This window comes from Erwinia sp. V71, assembly GCF_965644245.1.
Lineage (GTDB): Bacteria > Pseudomonadota > Gammaproteobacteria > Enterobacterales > Enterobacteriaceae > Erwinia.
This window is the reverse complement of sequence record NZ_CBFFRK010000023.1, coordinates 23,375-48,386: the sequence shown is the minus strand read 5'-3', so window position 1 is coordinate 48,386 and position 25,012 is coordinate 23,375. Positions and strand designations below refer to the sequence as shown.

Annotated in this window: 29 protein-coding genes and 1 pseudogene; 22 read left to right on the top strand and 8 right to left on the bottom strand. The window is 54.1% G+C overall.

All coding sequences use genetic code 11. The annotated features are described in order from the left end of the window. Positions 1 to 39 precede the first annotated feature (39 nt). The 4 genes and pseudogenes from ACSZO1_RS07980 to ACSZO1_RS07965 form a co-directional block, all read right to left on the bottom strand. A complete protein-coding gene (locus tag ACSZO1_RS07980) occupies positions 40 to 753 on the bottom strand; it encodes a DUF3289 family protein (RefSeq protein ID WP_437611273.1) in 714 nt (237 codons plus the stop codon). Between the two features lie 208 nt (positions 754 to 961). Beyond that, positions 962 to 1,831 (bottom strand): phosphoribulokinase, encoded by an 870-nt coding sequence (locus tag ACSZO1_RS07975; RefSeq protein ID WP_437611272.1) that lies wholly within the window; start codon positions 1,829 to 1,831, stop codon positions 962 to 964. A gap of 74 nt (positions 1,832 to 1,905) precedes the next feature. Then, positions 1,906 to 2,124: a YheU family protein gene (locus tag ACSZO1_RS07970; RefSeq protein WP_437611270.1), complete on the bottom strand. Its 219-nt coding sequence runs from the start codon at positions 2,122 to 2,124 to the stop codon at positions 1,906 to 1,908. Between the two features lie 3 nt (positions 2,125 to 2,127). After that, positions 2,128 to 3,128: pseudogene (locus tag ACSZO1_RS07965) on the bottom strand (hydrolase). A 58-nt stretch (positions 3,129 to 3,186) separates the two neighbouring features. Here ACSZO1_RS07965 and ACSZO1_RS07960 point away from each other — a divergent pair. Then, complete coding sequence (locus ACSZO1_RS07960; protein ID WP_437611268.1) at positions 3,187 to 3,789, top strand: LysE family translocator; 603 nt, start codon at positions 3,187 to 3,189, stop codon at positions 3,787 to 3,789. Position 3,790: 1 nt separating this feature from the next. On the opposite strand, the gene ACSZO1_RS07955 is transcribed toward ACSZO1_RS07960, so the two are convergent. Further along, on the bottom strand, positions 3,791 to 4,771 hold the full coding sequence (locus ACSZO1_RS07955) for a LacI family DNA-binding transcriptional regulator (protein ID WP_437611266.1): 981 nt from the start codon (positions 4,769 to 4,771) through the stop codon (positions 3,791 to 3,793). Between the two features lie 247 nt (positions 4,772 to 5,018). On the opposite strand from ACSZO1_RS07955, the gene tauA reads away from it, so the two are divergent. The 4 genes from tauA to tauD are packed head-to-tail and all read left to right on the top strand — an operon-like array spanning position 5,019 to position 8,436. Further along, complete coding sequence (tauA, locus tag ACSZO1_RS07950; RefSeq protein WP_437611264.1) at positions 5,019 to 5,996, top strand: taurine ABC transporter substrate-binding protein; 978 nt, start codon at positions 5,019 to 5,021, stop codon at positions 5,994 to 5,996. A 12-nt stretch (positions 5,997 to 6,008) separates the two neighbouring features. Continuing rightward, the gene (tauB, locus tag ACSZO1_RS07945) at positions 6,009 to 6,776 is read left to right on the top strand and encodes a taurine ABC transporter ATP-binding subunit (protein ID WP_437611262.1); all 768 of its coding nucleotides are present in this window, start codon (positions 6,009 to 6,011) and stop codon (positions 6,774 to 6,776) included. Next, complete coding sequence (gene tauC, locus ACSZO1_RS07940; RefSeq protein ID WP_437611260.1) at positions 6,773 to 7,600, top strand: taurine ABC transporter permease TauC; 828 nt, start codon at positions 6,773 to 6,775, stop codon at positions 7,598 to 7,600. The genes tauB and tauC overlap by 4 nt, the downstream gene beginning before the upstream one ends. Next, positions 7,597 to 8,436, top strand: a complete 840-nt coding sequence (tauD, locus tag ACSZO1_RS07935; RefSeq protein WP_437611259.1) for a taurine dioxygenase — start codon at positions 7,597 to 7,599, stop codon at positions 8,434 to 8,436. The genes tauC and tauD overlap by 4 nt, the downstream gene beginning before the upstream one ends. Before the next feature lie 139 nt (positions 8,437 to 8,575). Here tauD and ACSZO1_RS07930 read toward each other — a convergent pair whose 3' ends face one another. Beyond that, positions 8,576 to 10,480 carry an ABC transporter ATP-binding protein gene (locus ACSZO1_RS07930; RefSeq protein WP_437611257.1) on the bottom strand — a complete coding sequence of 635 codons (1,905 nt, stop codon included), beginning with the start codon at positions 10,478 to 10,480 and terminating at the stop codon, positions 8,576 to 8,578. A gap of 124 nt (positions 10,481 to 10,604) precedes the next feature. Between ACSZO1_RS07930 and kefG the strand changes: the two genes are divergently transcribed. From kefG to slyD, 4 genes are all read left to right on the top strand, one after another. Then, positions 10,605 to 11,156 (top strand): glutathione-regulated potassium-efflux system ancillary protein KefG, encoded by a 552-nt coding sequence (gene kefG, locus ACSZO1_RS07925; RefSeq protein WP_437611255.1) that lies wholly within the window; start codon positions 10,605 to 10,607, stop codon positions 11,154 to 11,156. Then, the gene (gene kefB, locus ACSZO1_RS07920; protein ID WP_437611253.1) at positions 11,157 to 12,962 is read left to right on the top strand and encodes a glutathione-regulated potassium-efflux system protein KefB; all 1,806 of its coding nucleotides are present in this window, start codon (positions 11,157 to 11,159) and stop codon (positions 12,960 to 12,962) included. Between the two features lie 150 nt (positions 12,963 to 13,112). Beyond that, positions 13,113 to 13,307, top strand: coding sequence for a YheV family putative zinc ribbon protein (locus tag ACSZO1_RS07915; RefSeq protein WP_437611277.1), 195 nt, complete (start codon positions 13,113 to 13,115; stop codon positions 13,305 to 13,307). Between the two features lie 152 nt (positions 13,308 to 13,459). Further along, complete coding sequence (gene slyD / locus ACSZO1_RS07910; RefSeq protein ID WP_437611251.1) at positions 13,460 to 14,017, top strand: peptidylprolyl isomerase; 558 nt, start codon at positions 13,460 to 13,462, stop codon at positions 14,015 to 14,017. 109 nt (positions 14,018 to 14,126) lie between these two features. On the opposite strand, the gene ACSZO1_RS07905 is transcribed toward slyD, so the two are convergent. Next, positions 14,127 to 14,345 (bottom strand): SlyX family protein, encoded by a 219-nt coding sequence (locus ACSZO1_RS07905; RefSeq protein ID WP_437611249.1) that lies wholly within the window; start codon positions 14,343 to 14,345, stop codon positions 14,127 to 14,129. A 285-nt stretch (positions 14,346 to 14,630) separates the two neighbouring features. Here ACSZO1_RS07905 and fkpA point away from each other — a divergent pair, with 285 nt between their 5' ends. The 11 genes from fkpA to bfr all read left to right on the top strand — a co-directional run bounded on the left by fkpA (position 14,631) and on the right by bfr (position 22,878). Then, positions 14,631 to 15,446 (top strand): FKBP-type peptidyl-prolyl cis-trans isomerase, encoded by an 816-nt coding sequence (fkpA, locus tag ACSZO1_RS07900; protein WP_437611247.1) that lies wholly within the window; start codon positions 14,631 to 14,633, stop codon positions 15,444 to 15,446. A 195-nt stretch (positions 15,447 to 15,641) separates the two neighbouring features. After that, positions 15,642 to 16,364: a helix-turn-helix transcriptional regulator gene (locus tag ACSZO1_RS07895; protein ID WP_437611245.1), complete on the top strand. Its 723-nt coding sequence runs from the start codon at positions 15,642 to 15,644 to the stop codon at positions 16,362 to 16,364. Continuing rightward, positions 16,364 to 16,750 (top strand): sulfurtransferase complex subunit TusD, encoded by a 387-nt coding sequence (gene tusD / locus ACSZO1_RS07890; protein ID WP_437611243.1) that lies wholly within the window; start codon positions 16,364 to 16,366, stop codon positions 16,748 to 16,750. The genes ACSZO1_RS07895 and tusD overlap by 1 nt, the downstream gene beginning before the upstream one ends. Next, positions 16,750 to 17,109, top strand: a complete 360-nt coding sequence (tusC, locus tag ACSZO1_RS07885) for a sulfurtransferase complex subunit TusC (RefSeq protein ID WP_437611242.1) — start codon at positions 16,750 to 16,752, stop codon at positions 17,107 to 17,109. The genes tusD and tusC overlap by 1 nt, the downstream gene beginning before the upstream one ends. 9 nt (positions 17,110 to 17,118) lie before the next feature. Continuing rightward, positions 17,119 to 17,406 carry a sulfurtransferase complex subunit TusB gene (gene tusB / locus ACSZO1_RS07880; protein WP_437611240.1) on the top strand — a complete coding sequence of 96 codons (288 nt, stop codon included), beginning with the start codon at positions 17,119 to 17,121 and terminating at the stop codon, positions 17,404 to 17,406. A gap of 125 nt (positions 17,407 to 17,531) precedes the next feature. Beyond that, positions 17,532 to 17,906: a 30S ribosomal protein S12 gene (gene rpsL, locus ACSZO1_RS07875; protein ID WP_003852912.1), complete on the top strand. Its 375-nt coding sequence runs from the start codon at positions 17,532 to 17,534 to the stop codon at positions 17,904 to 17,906. A gap of 96 nt (positions 17,907 to 18,002) precedes the next feature. Then, positions 18,003 to 18,473 (top strand): 30S ribosomal protein S7, encoded by a 471-nt coding sequence (gene rpsG / locus ACSZO1_RS07870; RefSeq protein ID WP_437611236.1) that lies wholly within the window; start codon positions 18,003 to 18,005, stop codon positions 18,471 to 18,473. Positions 18,474 to 18,566: 93 nt separating this feature from the next. Beyond that, a complete protein-coding gene (gene fusA / locus ACSZO1_RS07865; protein WP_437611234.1) occupies positions 18,567 to 20,681 on the top strand; it encodes an elongation factor G in 2,115 nt (704 codons plus the stop codon). A 72-nt stretch (positions 20,682 to 20,753) separates the two neighbouring features. Continuing rightward, positions 20,754 to 21,938, top strand: coding sequence for an elongation factor Tu (gene tuf / locus ACSZO1_RS07860; protein WP_437611232.1), 1,185 nt, complete (start codon positions 20,754 to 20,756; stop codon positions 21,936 to 21,938). A 187-nt stretch (positions 21,939 to 22,125) separates the two neighbouring features. Continuing rightward, complete coding sequence (bfd, locus tag ACSZO1_RS07855) at positions 22,126 to 22,320, top strand: bacterioferritin-associated ferredoxin (RefSeq protein WP_437611230.1); 195 nt, start codon at positions 22,126 to 22,128, stop codon at positions 22,318 to 22,320. Between the two features lie 81 nt (positions 22,321 to 22,401). Continuing rightward, positions 22,402 to 22,878: a bacterioferritin gene (gene bfr, locus ACSZO1_RS07850; protein WP_437611228.1), complete on the top strand. Its 477-nt coding sequence runs from the start codon at positions 22,402 to 22,404 to the stop codon at positions 22,876 to 22,878. Here the strand turns inward: bfr and ACSZO1_RS07845 are convergent. Further along, positions 22,855 to 23,643, bottom strand: coding sequence for a prepilin peptidase (locus tag ACSZO1_RS07845; RefSeq protein ID WP_437611226.1), 789 nt, complete (start codon positions 23,641 to 23,643; stop codon positions 22,855 to 22,857). The genes bfr and ACSZO1_RS07845 overlap by 24 nt on opposite strands. Before the next feature lie 389 nt (positions 23,644 to 24,032). Between ACSZO1_RS07845 and rpsJ the strand changes: the two genes are divergently transcribed. Continuing rightward, positions 24,033 to 24,344 (top strand): 30S ribosomal protein S10, encoded by a 312-nt coding sequence (gene rpsJ / locus ACSZO1_RS07840; RefSeq protein WP_001181005.1) that lies wholly within the window; start codon positions 24,033 to 24,035, stop codon positions 24,342 to 24,344. Between the two features lie 32 nt (positions 24,345 to 24,376). Next, positions 24,377 to 25,006, top strand: a complete 630-nt coding sequence (gene rplC, locus ACSZO1_RS07835) for a 50S ribosomal protein L3 (protein ID WP_437611189.1) — start codon at positions 24,377 to 24,379, stop codon at positions 25,004 to 25,006. Positions 25,007 to 25,012 lie beyond the last annotated feature (6 nt).

The window sequence follows — 25,012 nt, the reverse complement described above, 5'->3', positions numbered from 1 at the left end:
CTTATCGGTAGTTAACCCTTCCTCCTACACTCTCCACAATCATGTCCGAGCGTTGCACTTATTATCTGAATTCGCGCGAAACTGACGATATAATCTGTGGGTGATATCGTTATCATCAAGGCCAAAATGATCCTGGATATGATAATGGACATCGGCCTTGTAACGGTTATCTTTTATCTCAAGTGATTTTAGCGTGATATTAGCCGCCCATAAGTCATGTACACTAATCGTCAGGCCATTAATGCGGTCCATCCAGTTGTTGAACTTTGGCAGGGTCGACTCCATTATCTCTTCTTGCATCTTTTCCCATTTTGTTCTGGGGAACGTATTTCTTTCCCAGTCTGTGTGAATGGTTAGCGCTTTTTTTATGCGTTCTAACGAACTCTCCAGCGAACTATGTTCCGCCAGCGCCTTATCCAGCAACGTATCAGTAAATTTCGCTCCATCCGCTACCTGCATATGCGTGATCATCTTGCCGATGAGCGGCTGATAATCACCGACAAAAGAAAATGTCCCGGAGAGGTAACGAAACTCATCAAACAGCACGCGGGCACTATGAGCACGATCAGGATACGTAAACGGATTGATATAAGCTGATATATCACTCAGCTTATAATGTTGTTGCAAACGATCAACACTAATGTCGCCATAACGCATATCTGCTGCATTATAGTCGTCCATCTGTCGCTGTGTGGTAAAAAGAAGTGTAGGCAGACGGATCGCCTGCGCTGATTTATCACCATAAGTCGCCATCAATAACATCCTGTTATTATCCACGGAATCCATTGTCGCGGATGATAGCGATTTATTTTTATGTCCGAAAGAAAAGTATGATGGAATTACCTGCTGCTTCACAAATTACAGCCCGTAGCGCGGTAATTAACGGTGTTAAATATTAATCGTAATATTAATAAGCAGAATAAGTCAGGAGTCAAAAAATAAAACTCCTGACTAAAAAACGTTACCCGATTTTCTTCCCTTCCATGAGCCGTTTAACCAGCGGCGCCATTATCAGCTCCATCGCCAGCCCCATTTTACCGCCCGGCACCACCAGGGTATTAATATGGGAAATAAACGAGCCCTGCAGCATCGCCAGCAGATAAGGGAAATCGATATCCTCCAGACCACGGAAGTGGATCACCACCAGGCTCTCATCCAGTGAAGGGATATCGCGTGCAGCAAATGGATTCGAGGTATCGACGGTCGGCACGCGCTGGAAGTTAATATGGGTACGAGAAAACTGTGGTGTAATGTAATTGATATAGTCGTCCATCGAACGCACCACCGAATCCATCACCGCTTCGCGCGAATGGCCACGTTCGCTGGTATCTCGCACCAGTTTCTGAATCCATTCCAGGTTAACAATGGGCACCACGCCGACCAGCAGATCCACTTTTTCTGCCACATTATGCTGTTGCGTGACCACGCCGCCATGCAGCCCTTCATAAAACAGCACGTCAGTCGGTTCCGGCAGCGGTTGCCACGGGGTAAAAGTACCCGGCACCTGATTCCATGGCACGGCTTCGTCATAGGTATGCAGATATTTACGTGATTTACCGCTACCGTGCAGACCATATTCGACAAACGTCTGTTCCAGCAGGCCAAAATCATTGGCTTCCGGACCAAAATAACTGACATGACGCCCCAGATCGCGCGCTTTACGGATGGCCATATCCATTTCCGGACGAGTAAAGCGATGAAAGCTGTCGCCCTCGATCTCGGCAGCATGCAGATTCAGCTGCTGAAAGATTTTGCGGAACGCGAGACTGGTGGTGGTGGTTCCGGCGCCACTTGAACCCGTAACGGCAATAACTGGATGCCTGGCTGACATAATGAGCTCCCTGGGAGATGCGGGCGATGTGCATTGTTAACACGATTCGCCCCCGAAAGTCATCTGGCGATGGTTTACTCGCGGAACTGGCCGCGCGGCATAATATTGACGCTCTCATGCAGTTCGGACCAGACCAGCACCGCCTCGCCACTTTGCAGCTGACGACGCACATCCGCCACTTTTTGGGTCAGCGAACGTTCCTGTTCGCCATAATCGGTGCCTTCGCGCAGGACAAAAGATTCAATCAGATTTTCCAGCGCCTCGGGCGTCAGTTGTTGCCAGGGAATAATCACAGCTTAATGATCCAGATAGTGGGAAAGCCAGTCCGGAATACGCTGTTCCAGCCACATCTGCGGATGGCGCAGGGTTCCGGTGACAAAGCCGACATGGCCGCCTTTGTCTGTCAGTTGATACTCAATAGTAGCAGGTAACCTGCTGAGATCGGGGATGACTTCTGGCGTCATAAAAGGATCGTCTTTGGCGTGGATGATCAGCAGCGGCTTACGCACCCCCGGCAGCTGTGGCAGGGCGCTGCAACGGCGGTAATAGTCGGTGGCGTCAGTGAAGCCATGGGCACGGGCAGTGATGGCATCATCGAAATCGCGCAACTTTTTCAGCGCTTTTAGCTGCAACAGGTCGACTGGCAGGGTGCCGGGCCAGCGCTGCAGTTTGCGTGTGGCATTCTGTTTCAGTAATGCCAGCAAATAGCGCTGATAAACGCGCGAGAAACCCTGCTCCAGTCGGGCGCTGCACGGCTCCAGCATCAGCGGTGCGGAGACCACCACGCCAGCATCCAGCAGGCAGTCGTTACCCTGTTCGCCCATCAGGTAGGCCAGCATATTGCCGCCAAGTGAGACACCCACCGCAGCGGTCGGCACCTTGCCCCAGCGCTGTTGCAGCCAGTGCAGGAAATAGCGTGCATCGCTGGTTTCGCCGGAGTGATAGATGCGTCGCAGGCGGTGGGTTCGCCGCTGCAGCCGCGAAAATGCATCACCACACCCAGCCTGCCGCGTGCCTGACACGCCAGCAGTAAGCCGTGCGTGTAAGGACTGTGAAAGCTCCCCTCAAGACCGTGGAACAGTACCATGCGCGGTTTCCCACGCGCCTGCGCCGGATCTTCACTCCAGGCTAAGTCGACAAAATCACCGTCCGGCAATTCCAGCCGCTGCCAGTGTGGCTGCAGCAGAATACGGCGGCGGATCAGTCGCGGCAGCAGGGTTTGCAGGTGTGGATTGCCCATCCCGGCCAGCGGGACAAAGCGATTAAAATTTCTTTTCACAGGACTTGTACGATCCATATCACGCTGTTAGCTTCGATGGCTGAGTTATTTTTGCTGGGTGGGGAGCACCCGTTTCATGGAACTGAGCCTTTTTCTTTCGATGTTGGGTTTTTTATGGGTCGCCGCGATTACCCCAGGCCCTAATAATATGTTACTCACCGCCTCTGGCGCGAATTTCGGCTTCTGGCGCTCTCTGCCGCTGATGATCGGCATTATGCTCGGCATGCAGCTGATGCTGTTGCTGGTGGCATTTGGTGTCGGGGGATTGTTACTGCTCTATCCCGCCTTGCATCTTATCCTGAAAATCGCTGGCAGCCTTTATCTGCTATGGCTGGCGTGGAAAATCGGTTCAGCTCGTTACGAAAAACTGGAAACCGGCGACGGCCCGGCGACACCCATGCCGTTCTGGCAGGGCGGTTTGCTGCAGCTGATTAACCCGAAAGCCTGGCTGATGGCGCTGGGTGCGGTCGCCAGTTTTAGTCTGGCGGGGGCGGAGTATCTGCACTCGGTAATGGCGATCAGCATCGGCATTCTGCTGGTGAATATTGTTGCCGGCATTATCTGGCTGGGTTTTGGCACGCTGATTGGCCGTATCCTGCGCAGCCGTCGTGCCTGGGCCATCTTTAATATCTCGATGGGCCTGCTGACCGCGGCCTGCGTGTTGCTGATCTGGCATTAAGTCAGGTCGAGGCGCGCTCCACCAGTTGCCAGTCGAGCACTTCATGCACCACTGGCGCGCGGTGATTTTTAATGCGTGCCAGCAGCAACTGCACACTGCGCACGCCCAGCTGATGCATGGGTTGTTCGATGGTGGTCAGCGGTGGCGTAGTCACCGCACTGAACGGCACGCCATCAAATCCCATCACCGCCAGATCCTGCGGCACCCGTAAACCGGCCTGGTGCACGCTATGCAGTGCGCCACCCGCCAGCACATCGGAAACGGCAAAGATGGCGTCCGGCGGCTGTGGCAGTTGCAGCATCTGCGCCATCGCCGCGCTGCCTGCCTCGTAGTCCACGCCACTGACATATTCGACATGCTGCCATGCCAGCCCCAGTTCAGTCAGCGTCTCACGATAGCCCGCCTCGCGTTGATGCGAGTAGAGATAGCGCATATCGGTATTGATCAGCGCGATGCGGCGATGCCCTTTTGCCGCCAGATGGCGTACCACCGCGCAGGCGGCGCCGTGGTTATCAATGGTGACTGATGATGCCTGATAAGCGGGATCGCCTTCGGCACACTGTACCCACGGTGAGTCGCCAATCAACGCGGTTAAGCCTGGCAGGCAGCTGATGGCATCCATGGTAATCACCCCATCCACCACTTTGCCGCTGAGCAGCGCCAGATAAGCGGATTCACGCGTCAGGCGCGATTCAGAATTGCACAGCAGAATATGGTAGCCGCGTGCTTCGGCCTCCGCTTCAATGCCGCGCACCACCATGGAACAGAAGGGGTTGGTGATACTGGAAACCAGCACCAGCAGCATTTTGCTTTTCGCGGTACGCAGCTGGCGCGCCAGCAGATTCGGCTGGTAGCCACTGGCGGCAATCGCGGCCAGCACTTTTTCCCGCGTTTCGGGTTTTACCCCAAGGTGTTGGTTTAATACGCGCGACACCGTGGCAGTGGAAACCCCGGCGAGACGGGCAACATTATCAATCGACATGCCAGACCTCATTACCCACAACTCATCACAAGTGGAACCCATAGCAGTACCACAAGCCGCCAGACAACACCTGAGATTTCTCCTGGTTTTTCGTCTCTTTCTCTTTTTCGGCTGCTGCATGAACAAAGCAGATTAATTTCTAAGTCGATTTGGCTCTTAAAAAGAATTTTTTATTACTTATCCTCCGGCGAACCGTCAGTTAAAACTGGTCACGGTCAGCAAACAATTATCTTAAGCGGAGTGAAACATGGCGGGAAAAGGGCGTTTTACCTGGATTGCGGCAGCACTGTCACTGGCCGCGCTGAATGCGCAAGCCGTCGATGTCACGGTCGCTTATCAGACTTCGGCGGAACCGGCGAAAGTCGCGCAGGCGGATAATACCTTCGCCAGAGAGAGTGGCGCGAAGGTCGACTGGCGCAAGTTTGACAGCGGCTCCAGCGTGATACGCGCGCTGGCGTCCGGCGATGTGCAGATTGGCAATATCGGCTCCAGTCCGCTGGCGGTAGCTGCCAGTCAGGGATTGCCGATTGAGGTGTTTCTGCTGGCGTCGCAGCTCGGTAACTCCGAAGCGCTGGTGGTGAAAAAAGGCATCGCTTCTCCTCAGGATCTGATCGGCAAACGTATTGCGGTGCCGTTTATTTCCACCACCCATTACAGCCTGCTGGCGGCGCTGAAACACTGGGGGATTAAACCCGAACAGCTGCAGATTGTGAACCTGCAACCTCCGGCGATCATTGCGGCCTGGCAGCGTGGCGATATTGATGGTGCTTATGTCTGGGCACCTGCGGTCAATGAGCTGGAGAAAGAGGGCACGGTGCTGACGGATTCGGAGCAGGTCGGCAAGTGGGGGGCGCCAACGCTGGATGTGTGGGTGGTGCGCAAGGACTTCGCGCAACAGCATCCGGAGGTGGTGACCGCTTTTGCCCGCAGTGCGCTGGCGGCGCAGCAGGCGTATCTGCAGAACCCGGAGCAGTGGCTGCAGCAGGATGAGAATCTCAGTAAGCTGTCGCGGCTGAGTGGCGTGCCGAACGAGCAGGTGCCGGGCCTCGTGAAAGGCAACACCTATCTCACCGCGGCACAGCAGGTCGCCCAGCTGGGCAAGCCGGTGGATAAAGCGATTGTCGATACCGCGCAGTTCCTGAAAGCGCAGGGCAAGGTGCCGCAGGTTGCCAGCGATTACAGCGCGTATGTGACTGACCGTTTTGTAAAACCGTTAGCGAAGTAGCAGGAGGTCACGGTGCTCTCTGTCTCCCACTTACATGCACACTATGGCGGCCAGCTGGCGCTGCAGGATATCAGTCTGACTCTCGATGCCGGCGAACTGGTGGTGGTGCTCGGACCGTCTGGCTGCGGCAAGACCACTCTGCTGAATCTGATCGCCGGTTTTTTACCGCCAGCATCCGGCAGCATTACGCTGGATGGCCAGCCAATTCAGGGGCCGGGGGCGGAACGCGGCGTGGTGTTCCAGCATGAGGGATTGCTGCCGTGGCGCAATGTGCTGGATAACGTCGCGTTTGGTTTGCAACTGGCGGGGGTCAGTAAAGCTGAGCGCCGCGCGGTGGCACAACGTATGCTGAACAAAGTCGGGCTGGCTGGAGCAGAACAGCGTTTTATCTGGCAGCTGTCTGGCGGTATGCGTCAGCGCGTGGGGATTGCGCGTGCGCTGGCCGCCGATCCGCGTCTGTTGCTGCTGGATGAGCCCTTTGGCGCGCTGGATGCCTTTACCCGCGAGCAGATGCAGGAACTGTTGCTGACGCTGTGGCGTGACAGTGGCAAGCAGGTGCTGCTGATCACCCATGATATTGAAGAAGCCGTGTTTCTCGCCAGCGAACTGGTGCTGCTGTCACCGGGGCCGGGGCGCATTCTTGAACGTCTGTCGCTCGATTTTGGTCGTCGCTATGCCGCAGGCGAATCCTGTCGCGCAATCAAATCCGATCCGCGCTTTATTGAGCGTCGCGAGTATGTTCTCAGTCGCGTTTTCCAGCAACGTGAGGTGTTCTCATGAGTGCTTTGATTAATGACAAGCTGGCGTCACGCCGATCGCGCTGGCGCTGGCCGCTGTCACGTCAGCTGACGCTGAGCGTCGCCACACTGCTGGTTTTGCTGCTGGTGTGGTGGAGCATCAGCGCACTGCAGCTGATGAGTCCACTGTTCCTGCCCGCGCCACAGCAGGTATTGCATCAGTTGCTGACGGTTGCCAGTGCGCAGGGGTTTATGGATGCCACCCTGTGGCAGCATCTTGGCGCCAGCCTGATGCGCATTCTGATCGCTCTGTTTGCTGCGGCGCTAATCGGCATTCCGGTGGGGATCGCGATGGGGCTGAACAGCACGGTGCGCGGCATTCTCGACCCGTTGATTGAGCTGTACCGCCCGGTGCCACCGCTGGCTTATCTGCCGCTGATGGTGATTTGGTTTGGTATCGGCGAAACCTCGAAAATCTTACTGATCTATCTGGCGATCTTTGCTCCGGTGGCGTTGTCTGCGGTGGCCGGAGTGAAAAGCGCCCAGCAGGTACGGTTGCGCGCGGCGCGTTCTCTCGGTGCCAGCCGCTGGCAGGTGTTGTGGTATGTGGTTCTGCCAGGTGCGTTGCCGGAGATTCTGACCGGGTTGCGTATCGGGCTTGGCGTGGGCTGGTCGACGCTGGTGGCTGCGGAGCTGATCGCTGCCACGCGCGGGCTGGGCTTTATGGTGCAGTCCGCCGGGGAGTTTCTCGCCACGGATGTGGTGCTGGCCGGTATCGCGGTGATTGCCGCTATCGCATTGAGTTTAGAGCTGGGTCTGCGGGCGTTGCAGCGTCGTCTGACCCCCTGGCATGGAGAAGTGCAATGAACGAACGTCTGACGATCACCGCGCTGGGGCCTTATATCGGCGCGCAGGTCAGCAATCTGGATCTGAGTCGCCCACTGGGTGATGGACAATTTGAGCAGCTGTATCATGCGTTGATTCGCCATCAGGTGCTGTTTTTCCGCGATCAGCCGCTGACGCCCGCGCAGCAGCGGACGCTGGCGGCGCAGTTTGGCGATCTGCATATTCATCCGGTGTACCCGCATGCTGACGGCGTGGAGGAGATTATCGTGCTGGATACCCATAACGATAATCCGCCGGATAATGATAACTGGCATACCGATGTGACCTTTATCGACACCCCGCCAGCCGGGGCGATTCTGGCGGCGAAGCTGTTGCCGGAGAGCGGCGGCGATACGTTGTGGACCAGCGGTATCGCGGCGTATGACGCGCTGTCAGAGCCGTTTAAGGTGCTGCTGAACGGTTTGCAGGCCGAGCATGATTTTAAGAAGTCCTTCCAGGAATTTAAGTATCGCAAAACGGAAGAGGAGCATACGCGCTGGCAGGAAGCGGTGGCGAAGCATCCGCCATTACTGCATCCGGTGGTGCGAACACACCCGGTCAGCGGCAGGAAGGCGTTGTTTGTTAATGAAGGCTTTACCACGCGGATTGTTGATGTGACGCAGAAAGAGAGCGATGCATTGCTGGGCTTTTTGTTTGCCCACATTACCAAACCGGAGTTCCAGGTGCGCTGGCGCTGGCAGCAGGATGATGTGGCGATTTGGGATAACCGGGTGACGCAGCATTACGCTAATGCCGATTATCTGCCGCAGCGGCGGGTGATGCATCGCGCGACGATTCTTGGCGATAAACCGTTCTAAAATGTCCGTACAGGGCTGCGACTGCGTTGCTGCGGTGTCTCGCGATGCTCACATACTGATGTATGCTCCGCTCGCTCCCCACCTGGCGCCTTGTCTCGCTCCTGTACGATCATTTTATTGCCACGGTGATGCTGCCTTTTTACTCCGCCAGCATATTCTCCAGCTGCTCCTGAGCATCAAGCCATTCCATTTCACAGGCTTCGAGTGCAGATTTGGCCTCAGCCTGCGCTTTCAGCGCCGCCGTAAGATCCGCTTTACGGCTCTGATCGTAAATCGCGGCGTCAGACAGCAGTTCTTCTGCTGTGCTGAGCTGCGCATTCAGCTTCTCCATCTGCTTTTCCAGCTGAGTGATCTGCTTGCACAGCGGCTGGGTCTGCGTACGCAGTTCCGCTTCACGGCGCTTCTGGTCTTTACGCGCCTGCGCGCTGTTGGCGTTATCCTGTTTCGGCGCGGCATCCTGTTGCGCTTCCTGTTTCTGAATATCACTCAGCCACTGCTGGTAATCATCCAGATCGCCATCAAACGCTTCCACTTTGCCATCATGCACCAGATAAAGATCGTCCGTCGTTGAACGCAGCAGGTGACGGTCATGCGATACCACCACCAGTGCGCCTTCAAAGTCGATCAGCGCTTCGGTCAGCGCCTGACGCATATCCAGATCGAGGTGGTTAGTCGGTTCATCGAGCAGCAGCAGATTGGGTCGCTGCCAGACAATCAGCGCCAGCACCAGACGGGCTTTTTCGCCGCCGGAGAAGCGTTCGGTTTTTTCGCTGACCTGGTCGCCCTGGAAACCGAAGCCGCCAAGATAATCGCGCAGCTGCTGTTCCAGCACTTTCGGTGCGATTCTCGCCAGATGCTGTAGCGGAGATTCATCGGCGCGTAAGAATTCCAGTTGATGCTGGGCGAAGTAACCGAGCTTAATGCCTTTTGCCAGACCGATTTCACCGTGTAAGGGCGCATGTTCACCAGCCAGCAGTTTGATCAGGGTGGATTTACCTGCGCCGTTGCGGCCCAGCAGGCCAATACGTGAACCCGGCACCAGGTTAAGCTTAATAGAGTTGAGGATCACCCGCTCGCCATAGCCCGCGCTGACTTTTTCCATTTTCAGCAGCGGATTCGGCAGACTTTCCGGTTCACGGAAGCTGAAACTAAACGGGTTATCCACATGCGCCGGGGCGATCAGTTCCATACGTTCCAGCATTTTGATACGGCTCTGCGCCTGTTTGGCTTTGGTCGCCTGTGCACGGAAGCGATCGATATACTTTTGCAGATGGGCGACTTTTTCCTGCTGATGCTCGTACAGCGACTGTTGCTGTGCCAGGCGCGTGGCACGCTGGCGTTCAAATGAGCTGTAGTTGCCGGTGTATTCGAACAGGCTTTGCTGCTCGATATGCAGAATTTTGTCCACTACCGGGTCGAGGAAGTCGCGGTCATGCGAGATCAGAATCAGCGTACCGGAGTAACTTTTCAGCCAGCGCTCCAGCCAGATTACCGCATCGAGATCGAGGTGGTTGGTCGGTTCATCGAGCAGCAGCAGGTCGGAACGGCAGATCAGCGCCTGCGCCAGGTTAAGACGCATGCGCCAGCCACCGGAGAAGTCGCTGACCGGGCGCTGCAGTTGCTCCTGGCTAAAGCCCAGGCCGTGCAGCAGGCTGGACGCTCGTGACTGGATGGTCCATGCCTGGATGGCGTCGAGCTTGCCGTGCAGGGAGGCAATAGCGTGACCATCATTTTTTTCATTTGCCTGCTGTAATTCGGATTCCAGCTGACGATATTCGCGGTCGCCGTCAATAACATACTCAATGGCCGGCATATTGAGCGCAGGGGTTTCCTGGTTGACCCAGGCCAGCGCCCAGTTGGTGGGAAAAGTGACGCTACCGGCGTCGGCGCTTAACTCGTTTTTCAGCAGAGACAGCAGGGTGGATTTGCCACAGCCATTCTTACCCACCAGTCCGACTTTTTGTCCCGGATTGATGGTGGCGGTAGCGTTGTCCAGCAGCACGCGGATGCCGCGACGAATTTGTAACGAGGAGAAAACAATCATAAGCGCCGTTTCGTCAGAGTATGTTAATTTATCGTATTAAAATCAGCAGTTCGGAATGCATATTCCGTTGGTCGGGCATGGTAGCGGAAAAACCGCACTGTGACGACGATTTGGAGGGGATTCAATGTCGCAGCCAACGAAAGTTTTGCTGCTCTACGCCCATCCGGAATCACAGGATTCGATTGCCAATCGTGTTTTGCTGGAACCGGCATGGGCTCTGGAGCATGTCACCGTACACGATCTGTACGCCAATTATCCGGATTTTTTTATTGATGTGAACTATGAACAGCAGCTGCTGCGCGAGCATCAGGTGGTGGTGTTTCAGCACCCGCTGTATACCTACAGTTGCCCGGCATTGCTGAAAGAGTGGCTGGATCGCGTGCTGGCACGCGGCTTCGCCAGCGGCATGGGCGGCAATGCGCTGGAAGGGAAGTACTGGCGCAGCGTGATTACTACTGGTGAGCCTGAGGCGGCGTATCATCAGAACGGGCTGAACCGTTATCCGATGACGGAGATTATGCGTCCGTTCGAACTGACCGCGCAGCTGTGTCGCATGCACTGGATGACACCGATGATTGTCTACTGGGCGCGTCGCCAGCCTGCAGATGTGATGAAGAATTTTGCCCGCGCCTATGGCGACTGGCTGGCGGCACCGCTGCCGCACGGAGGTTTATAGATGGAAGGTCAAACCCTGCTGACAGCCGGGGTGGTGTATCTGTTTGCTGCGGTGGTGGCGGTGCCGATTGCGGCGCGGCTCGGTATCGGCGCGGTACTGGGCTATCTGCTGGCAGGTATCGCCATTGGTCCGTGGGGCTTAGGGTTTATCAGCGACGTCGAGGAGATTCTGCACTTCTCTGAACTCGGCGTGGTGTTCCTGATGTTTATCATCGGCCTGGAACTGAACCCGTCCAAACTGTGGCAGCTGCGCCGTTCGATCTTTGGTGTTGGCGCGGCACAGGTGATTTTCAGTGCTGCGGTGCTCGGCGGTCTGCTGTGGCTGACGGATTTCTCCTGGCAGGGGGCGCTGATTGGCGGTATCGGTCTGGCGATGTCCTCGACCGCTATGGCCTTGCAGCTGATGCGCGATAAAGGCATGAACCGCAGCGAAGCCGGACAGCTCGGCTTTTCGGTACTGTTGTTCCAGGATATCGCGGTGATCCCGGCGCTGGCGCTGGTGCCCTTGCTGGCAGGCGGCGACAGCGGACATATAGACTGGCAAACCGTCGGCATGAAGGTGCTGGCATTTGTCTGTATGCTGCTGGGCGGCCGTTTCCTGTTGCGGCCGATTTTCCGCTTTATCGCCGCTTCCGGAGTACGTGAAGTGTTTACCGCCGCGGCGTTGCTGCTGGTACTGGGTGCGGCGCTGTTTATGGACAGCCTGGGCGTGTCGATGGCGCTGGGTACCTTTATCGCCGGGATCCTGCTGGCGGAGAGTGAATACCGCCATGAGCTGGAAATCGCCATCGAACCGTTTAAAGGCTTGCTGCTGGGCCTGTTCTTTATTTCGGTCGGCATGGCATTGAACCTCGGCGTGCTCTACACCCACATCCTTGAGATTGTGATCGGTGTGGTAGTGCTGGTGGTGGTGAAAACGCTGGTGCTGTACCTGCTGGCGCGGATCTATGGTTTGCGCAGCTCTGAGCGTTTGCAGTTCGCCGGCGTGTTAAGCCAGGGCGGGGAGTTTGCCTTTGTGCTGTTTTCCGCGGCATCATCGGCGAAGCTGTTCAGTGGCGATCAGCTGCCGTTGCTGCTGGTGACGGTCACCTTGTCGATGATGACCACACCGCTGCTGATGCAGGGTATCGATAAGATTCTGGTGCACCGCTTTAACGAGCCGGACGACAACGAAGAAAAACCGTATGTGGAAGACGATAAGCCACAGGTGATTGTGGTCGGCTTTGGTCGTTTTGGGCAGGTCATTGGTCGTCTGCTGATGGCGAACCAGAAACGCATTACCGTGCTGGAACGTGATATCAGCGCTGTCAGCCTGATGCGCAAGTACGGCTATAAAGTATACTATGGTGATGCGACCGAGCTGGAGCTGCTGCGTGCCGCAGGTGCTGAGAATGCTCAGTCGATTGTGATCACCTGCAACGGGCCGGAAGACACGATGACCATTGTGCATCTCTGCCAGCAGCATTTCCCGCATCTGCAGATTATGGCGCGGGCGCGCGGACGTGTTGAGGCGCATGAGTTATTACAGGCTGGTGTGACGCAATTCTCGCGTGAAACCTTCTCCAGTGCGCTGGAGTTGGGACGCAAGGCGCTGATGAGTGTGGGGATGCATCCGCACCAGGCGCATCGCGCGCAACTGCATTTCCGTCGTCTGGATATGCGCATGCTGCGTGAACTGATGCCAGCACAGCCAGACAGCGCGACCATTTCCCGCGTGCGCGAAGCGCGGCGTGAACTGGAGGATATTTTCCAGGCAGAGATGCAGCATGAAAAGCGGCGTTATGATGGCTGGGACGAATTCGAATAATTTTGCCTGATTTTGGCTATCTTGCTGGTGATTTTGTTCCCGGGCAGTGCTCGCCATCCTCACGTACTGAATGTACGCTCCGGTGGCTGTGCGCTGGCGGGAACCGAACTCTCTGCGCCACCGACGGCAAAATAAAATGAGTTTAAAATGATGCGTAAACGTTTTATCGCCGGTGCGGTATGCCCGCACTGCCAGGAAAAAGATACTCTTGCCATGTGGCGCGAAAATAATGTCGATGTGGTGCAGTGTGTGAAGTGCGGCCATCAGATGCGTGAAGCGGACAAGCAGGTCCGTGATCAGGTACGCAGCAATGAGCAAGTGATCGGAATTTTTCATCCGGAGTAGCGTAATACCCCAGCTTTTTTTAAGCTTACAGGTACAGCGGCATTGAATTCCGATACAATCGGCGCAATCTAAGCACCTCTCTGGTTGGTATTATTGCACCTAAAAATAGACCAATGAGGCAGGAACTCAGTTCTCAACGGTTAGGAGATATCATGAAAGTAGCAAAAGACCTGGTGGTGAGCCTGGCCTATCAGGTACGTACAGAAGACGGTGTATTGGTTGACGAGTCTCCGGTGAGCGCACCGTTGGACTATCTGCACGGTCATGGTTCCCTGATTTCTGGTCTGGAAAACGCACTGGAAGATCACGTGGTTGGTGACAAGTTTGACGTGCATATCGCGGCAAATGACGCTTACGGTCAGTACGATGACAACCTGGTGCAGCGCGTGCCAAAAGATGTGTTTATGGGCGTTGATGAGCTGCAGGTCGGTATGCGCTTCCTGGCGGAAACCGATCAGGGCCCAGTGCCGGTTGAAATCACCGAAGTGGAAGACGATCACGTTGTGGTCGATGGCAACCATATGCTGGCTGGCCAGAACCTGAACTTCAATGTGGAAGTGATCGCGATTCGCGAAGCGACTGCAGACGAGCTGGCGCACGGCCACGTTCATGGTGAGCACGATCACCATCATCACCACGATCATGACCACGACCATGGTCATGGCGGTTGCGGTGGTCACGGCCATGGCGGCTGTGGTTGCAGCCACTAAGATCGTTTTGCTGATAAAAAAGGCCGCGGATGCGGCCTTTTTTATTGCGCTGATTACTGGCATCACTGAATTGATCCCCTCGCCCATGAAATGGGGAAGGAGATGAATACTAGTAGTGAGGAGGTGGCGTCTCTTCGGACTGCGAGGCAATCATTGATGGCGCTGCCGCCTTCAGCTTCTCCACCATCGTGCGAAACTGTTCACGCATCTTCGCCATTTCTAACTCATGCTGCACCACCGTCTGATTCAACTGATCAATCGTGTGCTCCTGAAATGCCAGCTTGCTTTCCAGCATCTCCAGCCGCTGTTCAAACAATGACTGTTGCATTCTGTTTCCTCTTGTTACCGCATGCGAACCATCGCGTGGCGAATTATCTGATTCTACCGGGAAAGCGGGGCGATTCACCAGGTAAAAGCCGTTAATTTCGCCACTATGGTTGAAAAAGGGTTATCTTGTCTGCATGTCTGTTTTGAAACTTAACGGCAGCACAACAGTCTCAGGTTGACTCACTATATTTGGTGGCGTGTATAGGTAGTTTGTGCGCGCCCGGTTATAGTACCGACCGGTTTACAACGATTCCCGAGGTGAGAGGCTTCGGTTTTGGAGAAATGGATGAAATCACTGTTTAAAGTAACATTGTTAGCTACCACCATGGCAGTTGCGCTGAACGCTCCACTGACCATGGCAGCAGAAACTGCACCTGCTCAGCAGGCCGCGCCTCAGGCTCCAAAAAACGCAGCCTTCAAAAATGACGATCAGCAGTCAGCCTATGCTCTGGGCGCTTCACTGGGTCGTTACATGGAAAACTCGCTGAAAGAACAAGAAAAACTGGGCATCGCGCTGGATAAAGATCAGCTGATCGCCGGTGTTCAGGATGCGTTTGCCGGTAAGAGCAAACTGACCGACCAGGAAATCGAACAGACCCTGCAGGCCTTTGAAGGCCGAGTGAAGGGTGCTGCTCAGGCGAAGATGGAAAAAGACGCGAAAGAGAACGCCGAGAAAGGTGATGCTTACGCGGTGAAATTCGCCAAAGAGAAAGGTGTGAAGAAAACTGACACCGGTCTGCTGTATCAGGTCGCGAAAGAAGGTACTGGCGATGCGCCGAAAGACAGCGATACCGTTGTCGTGAACTACAAAGGCACCCTGATTGACGGTACTGAGTTCGATAACTCTTACACCCGTGGCGAGCCGCTCTCCTTCCGTCTGGACGGTGTGATCCCTGGCTGGACCGAAGGTCTGAAGCACGTGAAGAAAGGCGGTAAGATCAAGCTGGTGATCCCACCACAGCTGGCTTACGGCAAAAACGGCGTACCAGGCATCCCGGCTAACTCCACCCTGGTGTTTGATGTCGAGCTGCTGGATATCAAACCTGCACCAAAAGCTGATGCAAAAGCGCAGGCACCTGCTGCTGATAAAAAAGTACAGTAATCGCCCGACCCACACCGCCGCAGACATTGCGGCGGTGTTGTTTTTACCGCTGACCGACATTCTCCGCATTTCTTAATAAAGGTCAGGACACGGCTTTCCCTGATTTGCTAAACTAGCCATCGCGCAAAATTCTTATGATGAGTCTGCCCAGGCCGCGCTGAGACAGGCTCCAGCCATTATTAGGGTGTCTCTTTCATGTCTAATCCATTTAGTCCGGGTGAGCTGATCGAATCAGACTTACTGGAGCAACGACCTTTTGAGCAATCCGACCACGATATTCTGCGGTCTTACGAAGCGGTAGTTGATGGTCTGGCAATGCTGATTGGTTCGCATTGTGAAATCGTCCTGCACTCGCTGGAGGATTTGAAATGCTCTGCGGTGCGTATCGCCAACGGTGAGCATACCGGGCGTCAAGTAGGGTCGCCGATTACCGACCTCGCACTGCGTATGCTGCACGATATGACCGGCGATGACAGCAATGTTTCTAAGGCGTATTTTACCCGCGCCAAGAGCGGGGTGCTGATGAAGTCGGTGACTATTGCTATCCGTAACCGTGAGGAGCGGGTGATTGGTTTACTGTGTATCAACATGAACCTTGATGTGCCGTTCTCGCAGATTATGTCGACCTTTATGCCGCCGGAAATCAAGGAAGTCGCGTCGTCGGTCAACTTTGCTTCCTCGGTAGAGGATCTGGTGACACAAACCCTTGAGTTCACCATCGAAGAGGTGAGTGCGGATCGCAATGTGTCGAATAACGCCAAGAACCGCCAGATCGTACTCAATCTGTATGAGAAGGGTATTTTCGATATCAAGGATGCGATTAACCAGGTGGCGGATCGCCTGAATATCTCCAAACATACGGTTTACCTGTATATTCGCCAGTTCAAAAGCGGTGACTTCCTCGGGCAGGATCGCTAATGCAGTTTACCTTGCTGGTCACTGGCCCGGCTTACGGCACACAGCAGGCCAGCAGCGCCTGGCTGTTTGCGAAAGCATTGCTGGCGGCAGGGCATACGCTGAGCAGCGTGTTCTTCTACCGCGAAGGGGTGCTGAATGCCAACCAGCTGACCGCGCCCGCCAGCGATGAATTTGATCTGGTGCGAGGCTGGCAGCAACTGCAGGCAGAGCACGGTGTGGCATTGCATATCTGCGTCGCGGCGGCGTTGCGCCGCGGTGTCGCTGACCAGCAGCAGGCAGAGGCGCTGTCGCTGGCCGGGGCCAATCTGCTGCCGGGATTTGAGCTGGTGGGATTAGGTGCGCTGGCGGAAGCCGCGTTAAGCAGTGAACGGCTGGTGCAATTCTGATGAACTCCATTGCGTTTGTTTTTACCCACGCGCCACACGGCACCAGCGCAGGTCGTGAAGGACTGGATGCTGTGCTGGCCACCTCCGCCCTGAGCGACAATGTGGCGCTGTTTTTTATCGGCGACGGTGTATTGCAGTTAACCGCCAGCCAGCAGCCGGAAAAAATACTGGCCCGCAACTATATCGCCACCTTTGGTGTGTTACCGCTGTATGAGGTGGAGCAGTACTATATCTGCGCGGATTCGCTGGCAGAACGTGGTCTGGCTGCTGATATGGCACGTGTCCTGCCTGCTGATGTGCTGAACAGCACTGCGCTGCGGGAGCGGCTGGGGCAGTTCGACCGTATCCTGACGTTTTAAGGAATCACCATGCTGCATACTCTGATGACGTCCCCGTATCAGTGCGACTTCGCGCTGCTGTTGCGCATGCTGAAAGCGGGTGATGATCTGCTATTGCTGCAGGATGGCGTGCTGGCCGCGCTGACTGGCAGTGATAAACTGGCACTGCTGGCCGCTTCATCCGCGACGCTGTATGTGTTGCAGGATGACGTTGATGCTCGCGGCTTATCTGCACAAATTTCAACCAGCATGACCACGGTAAGCTATACTGATTTCGTTGCGCTGACGGTCAAACACCCACAACAGATGACCTGGTGAGTGCGGTAATCCTGGTTATTTCTTGACACCCTGTTTGCTCAGCCCTAAAATTCTGCGGCCTCGTGATATTACGAGGTGATTTATTACGTGTTTACGAAGCAAAAGCTAAATCCAGGAGCTATTTAATGGCAACAGTTAACCAGCTGGTTCGCAAACCACGCGTACGCAAAGTTGCAAAGAGCAACGTGCCTGCGCTGGAAGCTTGCCCGCAGAAACGTGGTGTATGTACTCGCGTATATACTACTACTCCTAAAAAACCGAACTCCGCACTGCGTAAAGTATGTCGTGTTCGTCTGACCAACGGTTTTGAAGTTACCTCCTACATCGGTGGTGAAGGTCATAACCTGCAGGAACACTCCGTGATCCTGATCCGTGGCGGTCGTGTTAAAGACCTGCCAGGTGTGCGTTACCACACTGTTCGTGGCGCGCTGGACTGCTCCGGTGTTAAAGACCGTAAGCAAGCTCGCTCCAAGTACGGCGTGAAGAAGCCAAAGGCTTAATGGTTCTCCGTTAAGTAAGGCCAAACGTTTTAACTTAAATGTCAAACTAAACTCGTAGAGTTTTGGACAATCCTGAATTAACAACGGAGTATTTCCATGCCACGTCGTCGCGTTATTGGCCAGCGTAAAATTCTGCCGGATCCTAAGTTCGGATCAGAATTGCTGGCGAAATTTGTAAACATCCTGATGGTAGACGGTAAAAAATCTACTGCTGAAGCAATCGTCTATACCGCGCTGGAAACCCTGGCTCAGCGTGCTGGTAAAGGCGAACTGGAAGCTTTCGAAGTAGCACTGGACAACGTGCGCCCGACTGTAGAAGTTAAGTCGCGCCGTGTTGGTGGTTCTACTTATCAGGTACCAGTTGAAGTCCGTCCGGTTCGTCGTAATGCTCTGGCAATGCGTTGGATCGTTGAAGCTGCTCGTAAACGCGGTGATAAATCTATGGCTCTCCGCCTGGCGAACGAACTTTCTGATGCTGCAGAAAACAAAGGTACTGCAGTGAAGAAACGTGAAGACGTTCACCGTATGGCTGAAGCCAACAAGGCGTTCGCACACTACCGCTGGTAATCACCACGTAGTTGTTGTTAAACCAGCGGGCGCTCATAAGGCTAACCCGCTGGGGTCGACTAACTTTGAACGTCCGAAAAACCGAGGAATAAAATGGCTCGTACAACACCCATTTCGCGCTACCGTAACATTGGTATCAGTGCGCACATCGACGCCGGTAAGACTACGACTACCGAACGTATTCTGTTCTACACCGGTGTAAACCACAAAATCGGTGAAGTTCATGACGGCGCAGCCACCATGGACTGGATGGAGCAGGAGCAGGAGCGTGGTATTACCATTACCTCCGCAGCGACTACTGCATTCTGGTCAGGTATGGCTAAGCAGTTTGAGCCGCACCGCGTTAACATCATCGATACCCCGGGACACGTTGACTTCACCATCGAAGTAGAACGTTCTATGCGTGTTCTGGACGGCGCAGTAATGGTTTACTGTGCGGTTGGTGGTGTTCAGCCACAGTCTGAGACCGTATGGCGTCAGGCTAACAAATATAAAGTTCCACGCATTGCGTTCGTTAACAAAATGGACCGCATGGGTGCAAACTTCCTGAAAGTTGTTGGTCAGATCGAATCTCGTCTGGGCGCGACTCCGGTTCCTCTTCAGCTGGCTATCGGCGCAGAAGAAGGCTTCACCGGTGTTGTTGACCTGATCAAGATGAAAGCAATCAACTGGAACGACGCAGATGCTGGCGTAACCTTCGTATACGAAGATATCCCGGCTGACATGGTTGAACTGGCTGAAGAATGGCGCGGCAAGCTGATCGAAGCAGCAGCTGAAGCTTCTGAAGAGCTGATGGAGAAATTCTTCGGCGGTGAAGAGCTGGCTGAAGAAGAGATCAAAGCAGCTCTGCGTCAGCGCGTGCTGAACAACGAAATCATCCTGGTAACCTGTGGTTCTGCATTTAAGAACAAAGGTGTTCAGGCGATGCTGGATGCGGTTATCGAATACCTGCCAGCACCAACTGACGTTACCGCGATTAACGGTATCCTGGACGACGGTAAAGACACTCCGGCTGTGCGTCACTCTGACGACAACGAGCCGTTTGCTGCTCTGGCGTTCAAAATCGCTACCGACCCGTTTGTAGGTAACCTGACCTTCTTCCGCGTTTACTCTGGTGTGGTTAACTCCGGTGACACCGTGTACAACCCGGTGAAATCTCAGCGTGAGCGTCTGGGCCGTATCGTACAGATGCACGCTAACAAACGTGAAGAGATCAAAGAAGTTCGCGCGGGCGACATCGCTGCAGCGATCGGTCTGAAAGAAGTGACTACTGGTGACACCCTGTGTGACCCAGACAACGTCATCATTCTGGAGCGTATGGAATTCCCTGAGCCGGTAATCTCCATCGCTGTTGAGCCGAAAACCAAAGCTGACCAGGAAAAAATGGGTCTGGCTCTGGGGCGTCTGGCGAAAGAAGACCCGTCATTCCGCGTATGGACTGACGAAGAGTCTAACCAGACCATCATCGCAGGTATGGGTGAACTGCACCTCGACATCATCGTTGACCGTATGAAGCGTGAATTCAACGTTGAAGCGAACGTCGGTAAACCTCAGGTTGCTTATCGCGAAGCGATTCGCTCTAAAGTTACCGATATCGAAGGTAAACACGCCAAGCAGTCTGGTGGTCGTGGTCAGTACGGTCATGTTGTTATCGACATGTACCCACTGGAGCCGGGTTCAAACCCGAAAGGCTACGAATTTATCAACGATATCAAAGGTGGTGTAATCCCTGGTGAATACATCCCTGCGGTTGATAAAGGTATCCAGGAGCAGCTGAAATCTGGTCCGCTGGCGGGTTATCCGGTAGTAGATCTGGGTGTTCGTCTGCACTTCGGTTCATACCATGATGTCGACTCCTCCGAGCTGGCGTTTAAACTGGCTGCTTCTATCGCCTTTAAAGATGGCTTTAAGAAAGCAACTCCAGTTCTGCTTGAACCAATCATGAAGGTTGAAGTAGAGACTCCGGAAGAGAACACCGGTGACGTAATCGGTGACCTTAGCCGTCGTCGTGGTATGCTGAAAGGACAGGAATCTAACGCTACTGGCGTTCAGATCCATGCTGAAGTTCCACTGTCTGAAATGTTCGGATATGCAACTCAGCTGCGTTCTCTGACTAAAGGCCGTGCTTCTTACTCCATGGAGTTCCTGAAGTACGATGATGCGCCGAACAACGTCGCTCAGGCCGTTATTGAAGCTCGTGGCAAATAAGGCTACGGTTAAACAATAGTTAAATCGATGCCTTCGTCATGAGATGAAGGCATAACTCTAAGGATGATCGCCATGGCGAAAGAACAATTTCAACGTAACAAACTGCACGTAAACGTGGGCACCATCGGTCACGTTGACCACGGTAAAACCACTCTGACTGCAGCTATCACCACCGTTCTGGCTAAAACCTACGGCGGTTCTGCTCGTGCTTTCGATCAGATCGATAACGCACCAGAAGAAAAAGCTCGTGGTATCACCATCAACACTTCACACGTTGAATATGAAACCCCAAGCCGCCACTACGCGCACGTTGACTGCCCAGGCCACGCCGACTATGTGAAAAACATGATCACCGGTGCTGCTCAGATGGACGGCGCTATCCTGGTTGTTGCTGCGACTGACGGCCCAATGCCTCAGACCCGTGAGCACATCCTGCTGGGTCGTCAGGTTGGCGTTCCTTACATCATCGTGTTCCTGAACAAATGTGACATGGTTGATGACGAAGAGCTGCTGGAACTGGTTGAGATGGAAGTCCGTGACCTGCTGTCTCAGTACGACTTCCCAGGCGACGACACCCCAATCGTTCGTGGTTCTGCGCTGAAAGCGCTGGAAGGCGAAGCTGAGTGGGAAGAGAAGATCATCGAGCTGGCTGGCCACCTGGATACCTACATTCCAGAACCAGTACGTGCTATCGATCTGCCATTCCTGCTGCCAATCGAAGACGTATTCTCCATCTCCGGTCGTGGTACCGTTGTTACCGGTCGTGTAGAGCGCGGTATCATCAAAGTTGGTGAAGAAGTTGAAATCGTTGGTATCAAAGATACTGCGAAATCTACCTGTACTGGCGTTGAAATGTTCCGCAAACTGCTGGATCAGGGTCAGGCTGGTGAGAACGTTGGTGTTCTGCTGCGTGGTATCAAACGTGAAGAAATCGAACGTGGTCAGGTTCTGGCTAAGCCAGGCACCATCAAGCCACACACTGATTTCGAATCAGAAGTGTACATCCTGTCTAAAGACGAAGGCGGCCGTCATACTCCGTTCTTCAAAGGCTACCGTCCACAGTTCTACTTCCGTACTACTGACGTGACCGGTACCATCGAACTGCCAGAAGGCGTTGAGATGGTAATGCCAGGCGACAACATCAAAATGGTTGTTACTCTGATCCACCCAATTGCGATGGATGACGGTCTGCGTTTCGCAATCCGTGAAGGCGGCCGTACTGTTGGCGCTGGTGTTGTTGCGAAAATCATCAAGTAATTGATGAGATTGCGTGACCCGTTTCGGCTGGTCACCACAGCAAACGAAAAAAGAGCACTTCGGTGCTCTTTTTTTTATCTCCCTTCAGCCACTTCCTGTGGATGGGCTTGTTGCGTAATTATCACGCATTGAAACAAAAACGATTCGCATTTACACTTAAGAGCAGAAAGTATACCGGAGTCGTGAGATGTACGTTTGTCTGTGCCACGCCATCAGTGATAAAACGTTGCGTGAAGTGGTCCGTCGTTACCAGCCAAAATCCATCCAGCATCTGCGTCAGTTAGTGCCCGTCGGAAAGCAGTGCGGTAAATGTATTCGCTATGCGCGCGAAATTATGGATGAAGAGTTGCAACACGCCCCGCCATACAAAGAGATCGCCTAATAACCCTGCTTTTAGTCAAGGTATTTTGACTTCCTTCCCGCGACATCTACGCTGATATTAACTGGCAGCGGAGGAAGCAAAATGAAGGGCGATGCAAAGACCATCAATCATCTCAATAAACTGTTGGGCAATGAACTGGTTGCGATCAATCAGTATTTTCTCCATGCGCGGATGTTCAAAAACTGGGGACTGATGCGCCTGAATGATGTTGAGTACCACGAATCTATCGATGAAATGAAACATGCGGACAAATACAGTGAACGCATACTGTTTCTTGAAGGGGTTCCCAATCTGCAGAATCTCGGGCGCTTACGGATTGGCGAAGATGTGCATGAGATACTGCACTCAGACCTGCAGCTGGAACTGGAAGGCGCGAAAGATCTGCGCGAAGCGATCGCCTATGCCGATAAAGTGCATGACTATGTCAGTCGCGACATGATGATCGATATTCTCGCCGATGAAGAAGGGCATATCGATTTTCTTGAAACTGAACTTAGCCTTATCGAGAAACTCGGCATTCATAATTATCTGCAGTCACAACTTAAAGAGGCCAGTTAACCAGTCGGTACTTCCATGTTGAGCAATGAGCACCCACCATCCGGCAAGCGACAGGCATGGCCCGAACGGTTGCCGGGTGGCTTTCCTGCGCCATCCCCCCGTGAGCAGCCAGCCGGCAATCCCGAGCGCTGCTGCCATAGTGACAACCAGCGGCAGTGAGAAAACACCTGTCCAGGCTCCGATAGCTGCGAGATATTTGGCATCACCTCTGCCCATACCTTGCCTGCGGTATATCAAAGCGTACACACTGGCAAGTAAACGTAATGCCAGATAACCTGCAATTGCGCCAGTCACTGCGCTGGCGACTGCATCCGGCAATAGCACAATATGAAACATCAGGCCCAGCCACAGTAAAGGGCCGGTCAGAACATCGGGCAACAGCAGGCGGCGGCGATCGATTTCGCTCAGGAGTAACGCGATGCCACTGAACAACATCAGCCAGATAAACAGGGCAGGGGAGGGGCTGAGAAGGACCAGCGCGCCCAGCCCCAGGGCGCAGATGCATTCGACCACGAAGTGATGGCGCGCAATCGTCTGGTGGCAGTCGCGGCAGGCCCCGCGCAGCAATAACAGACTCACCAGCGGAATCAGATCGCGCCAGCGTATTCGGGCGCCGCAGTGATCGCAACATGATGCTGGCTGGCAAAGGCGCAGCAGCCACCAGCGGCTGCAGGCATGCTGTGGAAAGCGTGCAATCGCAAGACACAGAAAACTGCCCAGCAGTGCGCCAGCGATAATCGCAGGTGCCACCAGTAACTTGTCCATAAGTTCCTCCTTCCTGATGACGCGCAGCATAGAGCAGCGCGATACATATTGTCATCCGGGAGTGGTGGATAAATCTGTGCAATGGAATGTGTTACGCAATAGCCTGTCATCGCTTTAATTTCAATCATACAAAGATGTGCACCCGCTTCCAGACTGCGCTGGTGTGGTAATAATGGGTTGCTTCCTGAACAGATTTGCGTATAATGCGCGGGCCTGCCATTTATGTCAGGCGCGATTCGATATGAATCGCACGGCAGATAAGATAGTTATCTGGCCAAACAATACTCCCAATCGGGGAGTTATGTACTGAACGATTACACTCCTCCATCAATCGTAATGGATGTGGGTAGTAATTTTTTTCGTTTATAAATAATTGGAGCTCTGGTCTCATGCAGAACCAAAGAATCCGTATCCGTCTTAAAGCGTTTGATCATCGCCTGATCGATCAATCAACTGCGGAAATCGTTGAGACTGCCAAGCGCACTGGTGCGCAGGTACGTGGTCCAATCCCGCTGCCGACCCGCAAAGAGCGCTTCACCGTTCTGATCTCCCCGCACGTTAACAAAGACGCGCGTGATCAGTACGAGATTCGCACTCACAAGCGTCTGGTCGACATCGTCGAGCCAACTGAAAAAACGGTTGATGCTCTGATGCGTCTGGATCTGGCTGCCGGTGTTGACGTGCAGATCAGCCTGGGTTAATCAGGTCATTGAGCGATTGAGAGGTTGAAACGATGATTGGTTTAGTCGGTAAAAAAGTGGGCATGACCCGCATCTTCACTGAAGATGGCGTATCTATCCCAGTAACCGTGATCGAAATTGAAGCAAACCGCGTGACTCAGGTTAAAGACCTGGCTAACGACGGCTACACTGCTATCCAGGTAACTACCGGTGCTAAAAAAGCTAACCGCGTAACCAAGCCTGAAGCGGGTCACTTTGCTAAAGCTGGCGTTGAAGCTGGCCGTGGTCTGTGGGAATTCCGCACCGTTGAAGGTGAAGAGTTCACTGTAGGTCAGAGCATCAACGTTGACATTTTCACTGAAGTGAAAAAAGTTGACGTGACTGGTACTTCTAAAGGTAAAGGTTTCGCCGGTACTGTTAAGCGCTGGAACTTCCGTACTCAGGATGCTACTCACGGTAACTCCTTGTCTCACCGCGTTCCGGGTTCTATCGGTCAGAACCAGACTCCGGGCAAAGTGTTCAAAGGCAAGAAAATGGCAGGCCAGCTGGGTAATGAGCGCGTAACCGTTCAGAGCCTGGACGTAGTGCGTGTTGACGCTGAGCGCAACCTGCTGCTGGTTAAAGGTGCAGTTCCCGGTGCTACCGGAAGCGACCTGATCGTTAAACCAGCTGTGAAGGCGTAAGGGGAT